The following is a 16,080-nucleotide window of genomic DNA, read 5'->3' on the forward strand; positions in this document are numbered from 1 at the left end:
ACACACCTCTGATACACCGCAGCCACCAGAAAGGTTCCGGGCCGGCCATGGCGCTCTCCCTCTACGTCGACACCGCTCGCTGGCGGGCGCACCAGAAGTCGGTGATCGACCAGTTCCCTGGTCTCGTCCCGGTCTGCAAGGGCAACGGATACGGCTTCGGCCACGAGCGGCTGTCGGAGGAGGCGACACGTTTCGGCGCGGACATGCTGGCCGTGGGCACCACCTACGAGGCCGCTCGGATCAAGGACTGGTTCGGCGGCGATCTGCTGGTGCTCACCCCGTTCCGGCGCGGCGAGGAGCCGGTGCCGCTGCCGGACCGCGTGGTGCGCTCCGTCTCGTCCGTGGACGGGGTGCATGCGCTGGTGGGGGCGAGGGTCGTCATCGAGTGCATGAGCTCGATGAAGCGCCACGGCATCTCGGAGCAGGACCTCGGCCATTTGCACGCGGCCATCGAGGACGTGCGGCTGGAGGGCTTCGCCCTGCACCTTCCGCTGGACCGTACGGACGGCTCCGACGCGGTCGAGGAGGTCATCGGCTGGATGGACCGGCTGCGCGCCGCCAGGCTGCCGCTGCACACGATGTTCGTGAGCCATCTGCGCGCCCAGGAGCAGGCGCGGCTGCAGCAGCAGTTCCCGCAGACCCGTTTCAGGGCCCGCATCGGCACTCGGCTGTGGCTCGGCGACCACGACGCCACGGAGTACCGCGGCGCCGTGCTGGACGTCACCCGTGTGGCCAAGGGGGATCGTTTCGGCTATCGCCAGCAGAAGGCCGCTTCCGACGGCTGGCTGGTCGTCGTGGCCGGCGGTACGTCGCACGGTGTGGGTCTGGAGGCGCCGAAGGCCCTGCACGGCGTGATGCCCCGCGCCAAGGGTGTGGCGCGGGCAGGTCTCGCGACGGTCAACCGGAACCTGTCGCCGTTCGTGTGGGCGGGCAAGCAGCGCTGGTTCGCCGAGCCGCCCCACATGCAGGTCTCGATCCTGTTCGTACCCGCCGACGCCCAGGAGCCGAAGGTCGGGGACGAGCTGGTGGCACATCTGCGTCACACGACGACGCAGTTCGACCGGCTGGTCGACCGCTAGGGCCGTCGAGCCGGCCGACCACCCCCGGCGGGCCTCCGGCCCTGCCGGGGACGGCGGCCCGGCCTCAGGCGGACGGCTGCGGACCCGCCCCCGGGCCGCTTCCCGCCCGGGTGCCCCAGTCGACGCGTGGCCCCTCCACGGCGTGCGCGGCATGGCGCGGCGGGTGGGCCGCCGGACCCAGGACGAACACGTCCGGGGCGCCGTCGAGCACACCCCCCGCCGGGTCGTCGGAACCGTCCTGGCGTACGCCGTCGCGTTCCGGCATGAGGATGTCCCGCACGATCACGGCGCAGAGATACAGCGTCCCGAGCAGATGCAGTGCGATGGCCACCTGGTAGCCCTCGGGCGGCAGCCCCTGGTGCTTGGGGCTGGTCGTGTACGCGAGGTACATCCAGATGCCCAGGTAGTACATGACCTCGCAGGCCTGCCACATCAGGAAGTCACGCCAGCGCGGCCGGGCGAGAGCGGCCAGCGGGATGAGCCACAGCACGTACTGCGGCGAGTAGACCTTGTTGGTGAGGATGAACGCGGCCACGACCAGGAACGCGACCTGCGCGAACCGGGGCCGCCGGGGTGCCCTGAGAATGAGGAGGGCGATACCGGCGCAGGCCAGGATCATCAGCAGAGTGGCGTAGGTGTTGACCTTCTCGACGTCGATCGGCTCGCCGGTGCGCTGGGTGATGATGAGCCAGAACGATCCGAAATCGATCTGGCGCTCCTGGCTGAAGGTGTAGAACTTCTTCCACCCCTCGGGCGCAAGCAGCATGACCGGCAGATTGACCGCGAGCCAGGCGGCCGCCGCGCCCAACATCGCCGTGGCGAACTCCCGCCACTTGCCTGCCCGCCAGCACAGGACCAGCAGCGGCCCGAGCAGCAGCACGGGGTAGAGCTTGGCGGCCGTCGCCAGCCCGATCAGGATGCCGAAGGCCAGAACCCGCCCACGTGACCACATCAGCATCGCCGCCGCGGTCAACGCCACGGCGAGCAGATCCCAGTTGATGGTGGCCGTGAGGGCGAACGCGGGCGCCAGAGCCACGAGGAGGGCGTCCCAGGGGCGCCGGCGATGGGTACGGGCGACACAGACGGCGAGGACGGCGGCGCAGATCATCAGCAGGCCGGCGTTGATCATCCAGTACATCTGCTGCTGTTGCTGGCCCGAGCCGCCGGCGATCCCGCCGATCCAGGAGGCGAACTGCATGAACACTCCCGTCAGCACGGGGTACTCGAGGTACTCCATGTCGCCGGGGAGCCGGTCGAAGTACGGGATCAGACCTTCGGAGAAGCCTCGTCCCACGAACAGATGAGGGATGTCCGAGTAGCAGGCATGGGTGTACTGCGAGCTCGTGCCCCTGAACCAGGCCCAGTTGTAGCAGGGCAGCTTCTGCACCATGCCGAGCGCGAACATGCCGATGGTGACGAGCACCACCACACGCACGGGCGTGAGCCAGTTGTCGCCGCCGCGCGCGGCCCAGCGGCCGGCGGGGCCGCCGATCAGCTCGCTGCCGGCTGCGGCGATCCGGTCGCGCCGTGTGGGTCGCACATCGGGGCCGTCAGGTCGCGCGGGGAGGGCCTGGGGGCGGTCCTCGTGCACGCTCGTCTCTTCTGCGCTGGGCATGGTGCACATCCTGCCGTACGGGACGGGGGACGCGGCGAGGGCCGCCGCACCCGGTGGGACAGGCACAGGCCTGTGCTTCCCGGGTGCGGCGGCCCTCGTCGGTGGTGCGGGGCGGTAGCCGTCAGCTGTTGCCGTCGGAACCTCCGAAGATCCCTCCGCTGTTGCCGTTACCGCCGGTGCCGTTGCCTCCACCGCTGTCGACCCCGCCGTCGGTGCCCGGTGACGTCGACGGACTGGACGTCGGGCCGCCGTTGCCACCGCCCTGGTCGGTGCCGCCGTCGGCCCCACCGTCGACGCCGCAGGTCCAGTCCTCCCACGGGTTGCAGGACTCCGAGGGACCGGGGCTGGTGGACGGGCTCGAGGACGGTGACTCGGACGGGCTCGCCGACGGCGACTCGGACGGGGAGCTGCTCGGCGTCGGCTTCGGGCTGACCGCACCGCCGCCCCACACGGCCTCGCCTTCGATGGGATCCGGCTCGGGGAACTCCAGAACCTTTGCGCCCTTGAGCGCGTCCGACATGTAGTCCTGCCAGATCTGTGACGGGAACGACGAACCGTGGATCGTGTCCCGGTCACCGGTGCCGTACATCTCCAGGAACTCGCGCTTCTTGGCCTTCTCGTCGTCGTTGAGGCGGTACATGTCGATCGCCGTCGACAGCTGCGGCGTGTAGCCGACGAACCAGGCCGACTTGTTGCCGTCGGTCGTACCGGTCTTGCCGGCCACCTGGCGGTTGGGCAGCCGGGCCTTCCTGCCGGTGCCCTCCGGATCGTCGACGACGTCCCTGAGCACATCGGTCACGTTGTTCGCGACGGCCTTGCTGAACTTCTGCTCGGCCTCGTCCTCGTGCTCGTAGACCGTCTCGCCCTCGTGCTTCACCAGCTTGACCGAGTACGGGTCACGCTGCTTGCCCTCGGCGGCGAAGGTTCCGTAGGAACCCGCCATGCGGATGGCGCTGGGCTCGGAGATGCCGAGCGAGAAGGAGGGCACGTTCGACTTGGTCAGGCTGGACTCCAGCAGGCCCGCGTCCATCGCCGCTTGCCTGACCTCCGGGATGCCGATGTCCATGCCGAGCTGCACATAGGGCGAGTTGGCGGAGTGGATCATGGCCTCGCGGAGGCTGATGTTGCCGTAGTTCTCCTGACCGTCATTGGTCTGGAGCCACTCCTTTCCCTCCTCGTTGCGCCAGACTGAACCGTTGTAGTTCTTGATCTTGAGCTTGTTCTTGCCGCTGTACCGGCTCTTGTTCGGGTCGACGATCGTGCGGGTGTCGGGGCCTTGCTCAGGGCCGAGCGCGGGGTCGCGGACGCCGTCACGCATGGCCGCCGCGAGAACGAACGGCTTGAACGTGGAGCCGACCTGCGCACCGGTCGCGTCGGCGTTGTTGGTGAAGTGCTTCGTCGCGTCCTCACCACCGTAGATCGCGACGATCTTTCCGGTCTGTGGCTCGACCGAGGCGCCACCGAACTGAACGTGCGTGTCCGTCTCGGGGCGCTTCTTCGGGTCGATGTTCTCCTTGCGGACCTTGTTGACGGCCTTCTCGAGCTGCTGGACCTTCTTCTTGTCGAAGGTCGTGTGGATCTCGTAGCCGCCCTGGGTGAGGTCGTCGGCGGTGATGCCCTGATCGTTGCTGTTGATGAAGTTGGCCTTGGCCAGGTCCACCAGGTAGCCGATCTGACCGCTCAGCTGGGCGTTCTTGCGGGGCTTCTCGAGCTGGGGGAGCTCGGTGTACTTCTGGCGCTCCGCGACGTCGAGGTGGCCGTCCTTGACCATCTCGTCGAGGATCCAGCTCCAGCGCTTCCTGGCCCGCTCCGTGTTGGCCTCCCGGGTCGCCGCAGGGTCGATCGAGGTGGCGCCCGCCGGGTCGTAATAGGTCGCGCCCTTGAGAAGCGCGGCGAGGAACGCGCTCTGGCTCGCGTCAAGCTGGGCCGCGTCCTTGTCGAAGTACGTACGGGCGGCGGCCTGGATGCCGTACGCGCCGCGACCGTAGTACGAGGTGTTGAGATAGCCCTCCATGATCTCGGACTTTTCCATCTTCGAGTCGATCTTCATGGAGATGAACAGCTCTTGGAACTTGCGCTCGAGAGTCTGGTCCTGGTTGTCCAACCGCGCGTTCTTCACATACTGCTGGGTGATCGTGGAGCCACCCTGTGTCTCCTCGCCCAGGGCCATGTTGAAGACGGCGCGGCCGATGCCCATCGGGTCGATGCCCGAGTCCTCGCGGAACGTTTTGTTCTCCGCGGAGATGACCGCGTTCTGCATGTGCGCCGGGATCTTCTCGATCCCGATGATCTGCCGGTTGACCTCGCCACCGGTGGCGACCATCTGCGTGCCGTCGTCCCAGTAGTAGACGTTGTTCTGCGCCTTGGCGGCTTCGGCCGGGTTGGGGATCGCGACCACGGCGTAGGCGATCGTCCCGGCCGTCATCAGGCTGGCGAGGAAGCCGAGGAACAGACCGGTCACGAGCTTCCACGACGGCACCCAGCGACGCCACCCGTACTTGTCGTGGCGCGGGTAGTCGATCAGCCGCTTCTTCCGCGGCGGACCACCATGGCCTCCGGGTCCGTCGTGGCCTCCGCCGCCGCCACCGCGGCGACCGCCGCCGCGGCCTCCGTGGCCGGCTCCCGCCTCATCCGTACGCCGACGGCCGCCACCACCTCGTTGTGCGGCGCGCCGGGCCTCGGCGCGGCCCCCATAGGGGCGCTCCTCGCCGTAGGAAGCGGAAGGTGAAGCTGATGTGGTGCCGCGGGGCTGGACGCCCCGGCGACCCGAAGGCGGCTGGGCTGCGCGTCTGGCCGCGGCACGCCCGCCACCCTGGGACTGCGGCGGTTTGCGACGGTGCTCGCTCATCGAACGACTACTCCTCGGGCAGGCGAGACGCCTGGAAGCGGCAGTTGTGTTCCGGTCCCCCCGAAATGGATACGGACGAGCTCTGCGAAGGGCTCATCCGCTGTGCATCCACGGCGATGACGCCTGGGGGCGTCACATGGTTCCCGCTGGTCTGCATCCGCACAGACTACGCACGGCCAAAACCTGCCTAGGCCTGAAGTTCACCCCATATCAGGCAACTCGCTCCCCGCGAATTGACGATGTGACGCCGTTCACCATGCCCCCTCTTGTCGCAGCAGGCACACGGCCCTATCGTGCTGATGTATCGAGTCGATACATCAGCACGGCATATATGACCGGGACCGGCGAGGGAGGCGACTGTGAGCAGGCGCTCCGGCATTCTCGAGTTCGCCGTCCTCGGTCTGCTCCGTGAAGCCCCGATGCACGGTTACGAGCTGCGCAAGCGGCTCAATACGTCGCTCGGGATCTTCCGGGCCTTCAGCTACGGGACCCTCTATCCCTGCCTCAAGACGCTGGTCGCCAACGGATGGTTGATCGAGGAGCCGGGGAGCGCTCCCGAGGACGCCCTCGCCGCCTCACTCGCCGGCCGACGCGCCAAGATCGTCTATCGGCTGACGGCAGAAGGTAAGGAGCACTTCGAGGAGCTGCTCTCGCACACCGGCCCCGACACCTGGGAGGACGAGCACTTCGCCGCTCGCTTCGCCTTCTTCGGTCAGACGGAGCGGGATGTGCGGATGCGGGTGCTGGAGGGCCGCCGCAGTCGGCTGGAAGAGCGCCTCGACAAGATGCGCGCCTCCTTGGCCCGCACCCGTGAGCGCCTCGACGACTACACCCTCGAGCTCCAGCGCCACGGTATGGAGTCCGTGGAGCGCGAAGTGCGCTGGCTGAACGAGCTCATCGAGAGCGAGCGGGCAGGGCGGGATCAGCGACGGCCCTCCCCAGAAGGCACCGCTCAGCAGGACAACACATCTGGAGCGACGGGCGGCCTGCCCCGGCACCAGGGAGCCGAGTCTTCCGGAGGGACACCTCCCGAGGGCTCCACCCCGCCGGATCCGTCCGACGACACCGCCAAGTGAGGCCCTGCGATCCGCAGGGTTTCATCCGGAATACCGAGATCAAACAGGGAGCAACCGGAATGGGTTCGGTTCGCGTAGCCATCGTCGGCGTGGGCAACTGCGCCGCCTCGCTGGTGCAGGGCGTCGAGTACTACAAGGACGCCGACCCGGCCGGCAAGGTGCCGGGTCTGATGCACGTCCAGTTCGGCGACTACCACGTCCGTGACGTGGAGTTCGTGGCCGCCTTCGACGTGGACGCCAAGAAGGTCGGCCTCGACCTCTCGGACGCCATCGGCGCCAGCGAGAACAACACCATCAAGATCTGCGACGTGCCGAACACCGGCATCACCGTTCAGCGTGGCCACACCCTCGACGGCCTGGGCAAGTACTACCGCGAGACCATCGAGGAGTCCGCCGAGGCCCCGGTCGACATCGTCCAGACCCTCAAGGACAAGCAGGTCGACGTTCTGGTCTGCTACCTGCCCGTCGGTTCCGAGGACGCTGCGAAGTACTACGCGCAGTGCGCCATCGACGCCAAGGTCGCGTTCGTCAACGCCCTGCCGGTCTTCATCGCCGGCACCAAGGAGTGGGCGGACAAGTTCACCGAGGCCGGTGTCCCGATCGTCGGCGACGACATCAAGTCCCAGGTCGGCGCCACCATCACGCACCGCGTCATGGCGAAGCTCTTCGAGGACCGGGGTGTCATCCTGGACCGCACGATGCAGCTGAACGTCGGCGGCAACATGGACTTCAAGAACATGCTCGAGCGTGAGCGCCTGGAGTCCAAGAAGATCTCGAAGACGCAGGCCGTCACGTCGCAGATCCCCGACCGTGAGATGGGCGAGAAGAACGTCCACATCGGCCCGTCGGACTACGTCGCCTGGCTGGACGACCGCAAGTGGGCGTACGTGCGCCTCGAGGGCCGCGCCTTCGGTGACGTCCCGCTGAACCTCGAGTACAAGCTCGAGGTCTGGGACTCCCCGAACTCGGCGGGCGTCATCATCGACGCCGTGCGCGCCGCGAAGATCGCCAAGGACCGCGGTATCGGCGGCCCGATCCTCTCCGCGTCCTCGTACTTCATGAAGTCCCCGCCGGTTCAGTACTTCGACGACGAGGCCCGTCTGAACGTCGAGAAGTTCATCCAGGGCGAGGTCGAGCGCTAAGCGCTTCGTTCTGTCCCAACGCGGAGGGTCCCCGGGTCGTACACCCGGGGACCCTCCGCGTGTGTGACCCTTGCTCGCATGCCTGTCGTACGTGATCTGCGCGTACTCCTGCGCCTGACCGACTTCCGTCGGCTCCTGGCCGTGCGGTTGCTGTCCCAGTCGGCCGACGGTGTGTACCAGGTCGCCCTCGCCACATACGTGGTCTTCTCCCCCGAGAAGCAGACATCCCCGGCCGCGATCGCCTCCGCCATGGCGGTCCTGCTCCTGCCGTACTCCTTCGTCGGACCTTTCGCCGGAGTTCTGCTGGACCGCTGGCCACGGCGCCAAGTGTTCCTCTACGGGAACCTGTTGCGCGCGCTGCTCGCCGGCTGCACTGCCGTGCTGATCCTCGCCTCCGTCCCGGACTGGCTCTTCTACGCCTCGGCCCTGTCCGTCACCGCCGTCAACCGGTTCGTGCTGGCAGGCCTCTCGGCGGCGCTGCCGCGCGTTGTGGATCCCGACCGCCTCGTGATGGCCAACTCCCTCTCGCCGACGGCGGGGACGCTGGCCGCGACCGCGGGCGGTGGTCTCGCCTTCCTCATGCGCCTCGTCGCCTCGGACTCCGACGCCGCGGTGGTGCTGCTCGGGGCAGCGCTCTACCTCTGCTCGGCCCTCGCGTCACTGCGCATGGGGCGTGAACTGCTCGGTCCCGACCCGACCGAGGTACAACCACGCCTGGGCACCGCGATCGCCTCCACTGCGCGAGGGCTGCTGGACGGACTGCGCCATCTGCGTCGGCGTCCGGCGGCAGCCCTCGCGCTGGGCGCGATGACTCTGCTGCGCTTCTGCTACGGCGCGTTGACCGTGATGGTGCTCATGCTCTGCCGGTACGCATGGGCGGGCGAGGGGTCGGACGGGCTCGCTCTGCTCGGCCTGGCGGTCGCCGCATCCGGTGCCGGCTTCTTCGCCGCGGCCGTGATGTCTCCCTGGGCGACCGGAAAACTCGGTCGCTTCGGGTGGATGGTGGCCTGCGCGACAGCTGCTGCCGTTCTCGAACCGACCCTGGCGCTGCCGTTCGCTCCGGAGCCGATGCTCGTGGCGGCATTCGTTCTCGGTCTGGTCACACAGGGCGCGAAGATCGCGACCGACACCGTGGTGCAGACCTCCGTGGACGACGCCTTCCGAGGCAGGGTCTTCTCCCTCTACGACGTGCTGTTCAACGTCGCCTTCGTCGGTGCCGCCGCAATCGCCGCGCTGATGCTGCCTCCTGACGGACGATCGGTGCCGCTGGTTCTCGTGGTCGCCGCGCTCTACGCGGCAGTTGCCGTCACGCTGGCGCGTTGGAGTCATGTCGGCCGAGTGCTATAGCGTGCGCGCGTCAAACATCGATCGCACGTTCACAGGGGGATCCCCGCATGACCTATCCGCCGCAGCAGGGACAGGGCGCCTACGGGCAGCCGGGTCCGTACGGCCAGCAGCAGCCTCAGCCGGGTTACGGGTATCCCCAGCAGCAGCCGCAGCAGCCCGGGCCGGGTTACGGCTACCCGCAGCAGCCCCAGGCACCCCAGCAGCAATGGGGCGCGCCTCCGCCGCCGCCTCCGGCACCCGCGCGGCAGGGCCTCAGTCTCAAGACCAAGTTCCAGATAGTCGTGGGCGTCCTGGCCGTGATCGCCTTCGCCGTGTTCTGGTTCATGGGCCGCGATGACGCCGATGCCGCAAAGGCCGGCGACTGCCTCAAGAACAGCGGGACCGAGATCAACCCGGATCTTGAGGTCGTCGACTGCGGCGCCACCGAGGCTGCGTACAAGGTGGTCTCCGTGCACGGCGACACGACGGACCAAACGATCTGCGAGGGCAAGGCGGACATCGGCTACTTCGAGCAGACCAGCGGTGGCCGGCGCAGCTCCGGCAAGTCGTTCGTGCTCTGCCTGAACGAGATGAAGAAGTAGCGGATGCATCGAGGGCGGTGTTTCACGTGAAACACAGCCCTCGCTCATGAGGAACGGCGCGATGTTTCACGTGAAACATCGCGCCGTTCCTCTCAGCCCTGGGTGGCCCACCACTTCTTGAGTGCAGCCACTGCCTCGTCGTGCTCCATCGGCCCGTTCTCCAGGCGCAGCTCCAAGAGGAACGCATAGGCCTTGCCGATCACCGGACCGGGGCCGACTCCCAGGATCTCCTGAATCTGGTTGCCGTTAAGGTCCGGCCTGATCGCATCCAGCTCCTCCTGCTCCTGGAGCTGCGCGATGCGCTCCTCAAGGCCGTCATAGGCCCGCGAGAGGGCACCCGCCTTGCGCTTGTTGCGTGTGGTGCAGTCCGAGCGCGTCAACTTGTGCAGTCGGCTCAGGAGCGGGCCGGCGTCGCGCACATACCGCCGCACCGCGGAGTCGGTCCACTCGCCGGTCCCGTATCCATGGAACCGCAGGTGAAGCTCCACCAGCCGCGAGACGTCCTTGATCATCTCGTTCGAGTACTTCAGCGCCGCCATGCGCTTCTTGGTCATCTTCGCGCCCACCACCTCGTGATGGTGGAAGGAGACCCGGCCGTCCTCCTCGAAGCGCCGAGTGCGGGGCTTGCCGATGTCATGGAGTAGAGCGGCCAACCGCAGCACGAGGTCGGGCCCCTCCTCCTCGAGATCGATCGCCTGCTCCAGCACGGTCAGCGAGTGCTCGTAGACGTCCTTGTGCCGGTGGTGCTCATCACTCTCCAGCCGCAGGGCGGGGAGCTCGGGCAGTACGTGAGCGGCAAGGCCGGTGTCGACGAGCAGCGCGAGCCCCTCACGCGGGTGTGCACCCAAGACCAGCTTGTTCAGCTCATCACGCACACGTTCGGCCGACACGATGTCGATCCGCTCCGCCATGGCCTTCATGGCGGAGACCACCTCGGGTGCGACCTCGAAGTCGAGCTGCGCGGCGAAGCGCGCAGCTCGCATCATGCGGAGTGGGTCGTCGGAGAAGGACTCCTCCGGGGTCCCCGGCGTCCGCAGTACTCGTGCCGAGAGGTCTTCGAGACCGCCGTGCGGGTCGATGAACTCCTTCTCCGGCAGCGCCACGGCCATCGCGTTCACCGTGAAGTCGCGGCGAACCAGGTCTTCCTCGATCGAGTCGCCATAGGACACCTCCGGCTTGCGCGAGGTCCTGTCGTACGCCTCCGAGCGGTACGTCGTCACCTCGATCTGGAAGCGCTGGACCGTGTCGCCGACGCGGCCGTCCTTCTGCGCACCGACCGTGCCGAAGGCGATACCGACGTCCCACACCGAATCCGCCCACGGGCGGACGATCTTCAGCACATCCTCTGGCCGGGCATCCGTCGTAAAGTCGAGATCGTTGCCGAGCCGACCGAGCAAGGCATCGCGGACCGAGCCCCCGACGAGGGCGAGATGGAACCCGGCCTCGCGAAAACGGCGCGCCAGGTCGTCGGCGACGGGCGACACCCGCAGCAGTTCACTCACCGCTCGGCGTTGCACCTGGCTCAGGGCAGTGGGGTTGTCTTCATTGGCGTTCGGCACAACAGAAAAGGGTACGTGCCCGGGCCGACCGGAGCGTCCCCGTTTCCGGCTGCCCCGGAAGTCCTGCCGATCTTGTCGGGCACTCCGCGGCACGTCGACACAGCGCGCCTCGTTACCATGCGTGGACGCAAGAGCCAGAGAACCACCAACGGCACCAGACGACGAGGGACGGACGAGCGCGTGGCCGAGGCGGCAGACTTCCAGGGGATGCGTACTTCTCCTGCGCGCCGGTGGCTGCGTCGCACAGCCTCCCTGATCACCGGCGCCCCACTTGTGGCCGGGCTGCTGTGCGGTCCCGCAGCGCCCTCGGCGCAGGCCGCCCCGGCGGCGCACGCCGCTGAGGAGACCTCGGGATCCCGGACCGTGGATGTGTCTCTCGACACGCTGACACCGGAAGCGCCCGGGAAGAAAGACACGATCACGGTCTCCGGGACGGTGGTCAACAAGGGCAAGCAGACGATCACCAACGCGCATGTCGACCTCCGAGTGGGCCCGCAACAGCCCGGCCGGAGCGCCATCGACCGGGCCGCGGAGCGAACCGGCTACCTGCACGGGGTCGACGCCCCGACAATCGACGACAAGTTCAGCGTCAGGCTGCCCAAGCTCGCCACGGGCGTCAGCCATGACTTCACACTCTCGGTGCCGGCCGACGAACTCGAGCTGGGCGACGAGGCCGGTGCCCATCAGCTCGGGGTGTCCCTGACGGGGCGGACCGCCGACCAGCAGTGGGACCAGGTGCTGGGGATCAAGCGGACCTTCCTGCCCTGGCAGCCGGAGGAGGCGGAGAAAAAGACTCGCCTCACGTATCTCTGGCCGCTCATCTCCTCGACCCACCTCACGTCCGAGACGGGGTCGGACGAGCAGCAGACGCCGGTCTTCGAGGACGAGGCCCTGGCCGCCGAGCTCGCCCCGGGCGGGCGGCTCGACCAGTTGGTGTCCCTCGGCCAGGAGCTGCCCGTCACCTGGGTCATCGATCCGGACCTCCTGGCCACGGTCGACGCCATGAAGGGCGGCTATCGGGTCAAGAGCGGCGACTCCACGGTCGCCGGCAAGAACCAGGCTCTGGCCGAGCGATGGTTGAACTCCGTCGAGGCGGCGGTGCAAGGCCGCAAGGTCGTCGCACTCCCCTTCGCTGACCCTGATCTCGCTTCGCTGGCCCACAAGGGCAAGTCGGTCTCCGGCTCGCTCAGCCATCTGCAGCCGGCCACGGAGGTGGCGGAGGTCACAGTGGAGACGATTCTCCATGTGAAACCGTCCGTCGACTTCGCCTGGCCGGTGGACGGCGCGATCGACTCCTCGATCGTCGACGTGGCCACCTCCGCCGGAGCGCACAAGGTGATCGCCCGGAGCGACAGCCTCCAGGACAACCTCACGTACACGCCGACCGCGGCCCGTCCGGTCGGCGGCGGAACGACGGCCGTGGTTGCCGACGCCCGGTTGTCCACCGCCTTCGACGGCGACATGACCGACGCCGGCGAGTCCACGTTGGCGGTCCAGCAGTTCCTCGCCCAGACGCAGGCTCTGACACTTCAGGAGCCGGAGAAGCAGCGGAGCATCGTGGTCGCCCCGCAGCGCAGGCCCACGATCGCCCAGGCGCAGTCCATGGCCCGCGCCCTGCGGGTCCTGGAATCCGAGCGCTGGACAGAGCCGCTGGACCTGGTGGCCGCGGCGGCAGCCAAGCCGGACGCCGACGCCAATACGAAGGTGCCCGGCGCCTCCCGGTACCCGGCAGCGCTGCGCAAGCAGGAACTGCCGGTGCAGACTTTCGAGGACGTCAGGACCACTCAGGACACCCTCGACAAGTTCAAGGTCATCCTCACGCTCGCCGACCGGGTCGAGACCCCCTTCGGCCGGGCGATCGACCGTGAGCTGTCGACATCGTGGCGCGGCAATGCGACGGCGGCCCAGCAGTACCGCACCGAGGTCCAGTCGTATCTGCAGAGCCTCACCGAAGAGGTCCAGCTGATCCAGAAGTCGGCCGTCACCCTGTCCGGACGCAGCGCGACCATTCCGGTCACTGTGCAGAACCAGCTGGTCCAAGGAGTCGACGACCTGGTGCTGCGGCTGAGGTCGAACAATCCCAACCGCCTCCATCTCGATGGCGGCAAGGGCATGGCCGAGCAACCGATCAAGGTCGAGGGCGGCCACAGCCAGTCGGTGAAGTTCCCCGCTGCCGCCAACGCCAACGGCCAGGTCCAGATGACCGCGCAGCTCTACACACAGGACGGCGAGCTCTACGGGCCGCCGATGGACTTCACGGTGAAGGTCTCCGAGATCACCCCGACCGTCATGCTCGTCCTCGCCGGCGGTGTGCTCCTGCTCGTCCTCGCCGGCGTCAGGATGTACACCCAGCGCAAGCGCGCAGCGGCAGCAGGGGCGGACGAGGCGGGCGAGAACGGCTCGGAAGACACATCGGAAGACACAGAGGGTGACAGCGGCGGCTCGGATCCAGGGCAGCCGAGTGACCTCGCCCCTGACACCGGACCCGAAAGCGACAACCCGTCCGGCGCTGGTGAGAAAGTGGACCGTTGAGCGATGTCGTGGCCGGTCGGCCGGGGACGATGAGGTGGGGTAGGCATGAACGCGCCGTATGACGGTGACCGCGGTCAGGGCGCGGGCGCAGACCCCGCAGGCTCATATCCGCCGCAGCAGCCCCCGTCCGAGCCTTATACGCAGGATCCCTATGTCCGGGACGCCTACGCCCCTGATCCCTTCCACGACCAGGACCTGGCGGCCCAGGACCCGGTGAACGAGGCGCTCTACGACCGCTCCGCGCACCCCCCGCCGCTTCCGGGGCACCACCCGGCGCCGCAGCCGCTCTACCAGCAGCCCGCGGCGCCGCAGTACGCCCCCGACCCCCGTATCTGGGCCCAGACGCCCCCGCCCGAGCCCGACGGCCCGTCCCGGCGTCTCCCGTACGGCGACGATGCCAGGACCACGGAGTTCACCGGCGTCGACGAACTGATCACCCGGGCCGGCGAGCCGAAGCAGGAGCCCGACGCCTTCGCCCACCTTTTCCGGGACCAGCAGTCCTCGACGCCCCCGTCTGTCCCCGAACCGACGCCGACGCCCGCGCCTGCCCCCAAGAAACCGGCGGGGAGAGCCACGAGTCTCCTGAAGTCCAGTGCCGTGATGGCGGCGGGGACCCTGGTCTCCCGCCTCACCGGTTTTGTACGCAGCCTGGTGATCACTGCTGCTCTCGGCGCCGCGCTCCTCGGCGACACCTTCACCATCGCATACACGCTGCCGACGATGATCTACATCCTGACCGTCGGCGGGGGACTCAACTCCGTCTTCGTCCCGCAGCTGGTGCGTGCGATGAAGAACGACGAGGACGGCGGCGAGGCCTACGCCAACCGGCTGCTCACCCTGGTGATGGTGGCGCTCGGCGCCATCGTCGCCATCGCCGTCTTCGCGGCGCCGCTGCTGATCCGGCTCATGTCGGACACCATCGCGAGCGACCAGGCGGCCAACAGCGTTGCCGTCACGTTCGCCCGCTACTGCCTGCCCACGATCTTCTTCATGGGCATCCACGTGGTGATGGGGCAGATCCTCAATGCCCGTGGACGGTTCGGCGCGATGATGTGGACCCCGGTCCTGAACAACATCGTCATGATCACCACCTTCGGCCTCTTCATCTGGGTGTACGGCACCTCCGCCGAATCGCAGATGGGTGTGCAGACGATTCCGCCGGAGGGCGTGCGGCTGCTGGGCATCGGCACGCTGCTCGGGCTTGTCGTCCAGGCTCTGGCGATGATCCCCTACCTTCGCGAGGCCGGCTTCCGCTTCCGCCCCCGGTTCGACTGGAAGGGCCACGGACTCGGCAAGACCGTGAAGCTGGCCAAATGGACCGTCCTCTTCGTCCTCGCGAACCAGGCGGGCGTTCTGGTGGTCACCCAGCTCGCGACGGCAGCCGGAGAGGCCTCCGGCCGGCAGGGTGCGGGTTTCATCGCCTACACCAACGCCCAGTTGATCTGGGGCATGCCACAGGCCATCATCACCGTCTCCGTCATGGCAGCGCTGCTGCCCCGGATCTCCCGCGCCGCCCACGACAACGACCCCGGCGCCGTACGCGACGACATCTCGCAGGGTCTTCGCAACTCGGCGGTCGCGATCGTGCCGGTCTCGTTCGCGTTCCTCGCGCTCGGTGTCCCGATGTCCACGCTGCTGTTCGCGTCCACAGGTCTCGAAGCGGCCCAGGGCATGGGCTTCATCCTGATGGCCTTCGGCCTCGGCCTGATTCCTTACTCGGTTCAGTACGTGGTGCTGCGCGGTTTCTACGCCTACGAGGACACCCGGACCCCCTTCTACAACACGGTCATCGTGGCCCTCGTCAACGCCGGTGCGTCCGCTCTGTGTTATCTGCTGCTTCCGGCCCAGTGGGCGGTCGTGGGTATGGGAGCCGCCTACGGCCTCGCCTACGCCGTGGGCGTCGGTGTCGCGTGGCGGAGGCTCAAGAACCGTCTGGGCGGCGATCTGGACGGCGCTCACGTCATGCGCACCTACGCCCGGCTCTCCATGGCCTCCGTACCCGCCGCGGTCGCCGGCGGTGCCGTTGCCTATGGCGTTCTCCAGGGCCTGGGCAGCGGTGCGGGGGGCTCGCTCGTGGCGCTGGTGGCCGGTGGCGTCGTGCTGCTCGGTATCTTCTTCGTCGCCGCGAAGCGGATGCGTATCGCGGAGCTCAACGCCATGGTCGGCATGGTCCGCGGCCGTCTCGGCCGGTAGCGGCAGCAGAAACGGCGCTCACGGGCGTCGGCGGGCACACGCCGCACAACCATCGTCGGACGCCGCGTGTCGTGCATAGCGTCGGACTGTGGGCACAATTGGCATGGC

Annotated in this window: 11 protein-coding genes; 7 read left to right on the forward strand and 4 right to left on the reverse strand. The window is 68.0% G+C overall.

Features of this window, described 5'->3' with window-relative positions:
* Positions 1 to 47 precede the first annotated feature (47 nt).
* Positions 48 to 1,079 carry an alanine racemase gene (locus ACIQ7Q_RS06055; RefSeq protein ID WP_356629510.1) on the forward strand — a complete coding sequence of 344 codons (1,032 nt, stop codon included), beginning with the start codon at positions 48 to 50 and terminating at the stop codon, positions 1,077 to 1,079.
* A gap of 64 nt (positions 1,080 to 1,143) precedes the next feature.
* On the opposite strand, the gene ACIQ7Q_RS06060 is transcribed toward ACIQ7Q_RS06055, so the two are convergent.
* The 3 genes from ACIQ7Q_RS06060 to ACIQ7Q_RS06070 form a co-directional block, all read right to left on the reverse strand.
* The gene (locus ACIQ7Q_RS06060; RefSeq protein ID WP_403856753.1) at positions 1,144 to 2,694 is read right to left on the reverse strand and encodes a glycosyltransferase family 87 protein; all 1,551 of its coding nucleotides are present in this window, start codon (positions 2,692 to 2,694) and stop codon (positions 1,144 to 1,146) included.
* Between the two features lie 121 nt (positions 2,695 to 2,815).
* Positions 2,816 to 5,218 (reverse strand): transglycosylase domain-containing protein, encoded by a 2,403-nt coding sequence (locus tag ACIQ7Q_RS06065; RefSeq protein ID WP_403857981.1) that lies wholly within the window; start codon positions 5,216 to 5,218, stop codon positions 2,816 to 2,818.
* A complete protein-coding gene (locus ACIQ7Q_RS06070; protein ID WP_403858029.1) occupies positions 5,215 to 5,388 on the reverse strand; it encodes a hypothetical protein in 174 nt (57 codons plus the stop codon). The genes ACIQ7Q_RS06065 and ACIQ7Q_RS06070 overlap by 4 nt, the downstream gene beginning before the upstream one ends.
* Positions 5,389 to 5,901: 513 nt before the next feature.
* Between ACIQ7Q_RS06070 and ACIQ7Q_RS06075 the strand changes: the two genes are divergently transcribed.
* The 4 genes from ACIQ7Q_RS06075 to ACIQ7Q_RS06090 all read left to right on the forward strand — a co-directional run bounded on the left by ACIQ7Q_RS06075 (position 5,902) and on the right by ACIQ7Q_RS06090 (position 9,688).
* Positions 5,902 to 6,618, forward strand: coding sequence for a helix-turn-helix transcriptional regulator (locus ACIQ7Q_RS06075; RefSeq protein ID WP_403856756.1), 717 nt, complete (start codon positions 5,902 to 5,904; stop codon positions 6,616 to 6,618).
* A 59-nt stretch (positions 6,619 to 6,677) separates the two neighbouring features.
* Positions 6,678 to 7,760, forward strand: a complete 1,083-nt coding sequence (locus ACIQ7Q_RS06080; protein ID WP_403856759.1) for an inositol-3-phosphate synthase — start codon at positions 6,678 to 6,680, stop codon at positions 7,758 to 7,760.
* Between the two features lie 78 nt (positions 7,761 to 7,838).
* A complete protein-coding gene (locus tag ACIQ7Q_RS06085; RefSeq protein WP_403856762.1) occupies positions 7,839 to 9,107 on the forward strand; it encodes an MFS transporter in 1,269 nt (422 codons plus the stop codon).
* 47 nt (positions 9,108 to 9,154) lie between these two features.
* Complete coding sequence (locus ACIQ7Q_RS06090; protein ID WP_403856765.1) at positions 9,155 to 9,688, forward strand: hypothetical protein; 534 nt, start codon at positions 9,155 to 9,157, stop codon at positions 9,686 to 9,688.
* Positions 9,689 to 9,780: 92 nt separating this feature from the next.
* On the opposite strand, the gene ACIQ7Q_RS06095 is transcribed toward ACIQ7Q_RS06090, so the two are convergent.
* On the reverse strand, positions 9,781 to 11,247 hold the full coding sequence (locus ACIQ7Q_RS06095) for a CCA tRNA nucleotidyltransferase (protein ID WP_403856768.1): 1,467 nt from the start codon (positions 11,245 to 11,247) through the stop codon (positions 9,781 to 9,783).
* A 180-nt stretch (positions 11,248 to 11,427) separates the two neighbouring features.
* Between ACIQ7Q_RS06095 and ACIQ7Q_RS06100 the strand changes: the two genes are divergently transcribed.
* Positions 11,428 to 13,779 carry a DUF6049 family protein gene (locus ACIQ7Q_RS06100; protein WP_403856771.1) on the forward strand — a complete coding sequence of 784 codons (2,352 nt, stop codon included), beginning with the start codon at positions 11,428 to 11,430 and terminating at the stop codon, positions 13,777 to 13,779.
* A 45-nt stretch (positions 13,780 to 13,824) separates the two neighbouring features.
* A complete protein-coding gene (gene murJ, locus ACIQ7Q_RS06105; RefSeq protein WP_403856774.1) occupies positions 13,825 to 15,972 on the forward strand; it encodes a murein biosynthesis integral membrane protein MurJ in 2,148 nt (715 codons plus the stop codon).
* Positions 15,973 to 16,080: the final 108 nt, after the last annotated feature.

Origin of the sequence: Streptomyces sp. NPDC096176, assembly GCF_044763255.1 — a bacterium.
Lineage (GTDB): Bacteria > Actinomycetota > Actinomycetes > Streptomycetales > Streptomycetaceae > Streptomyces.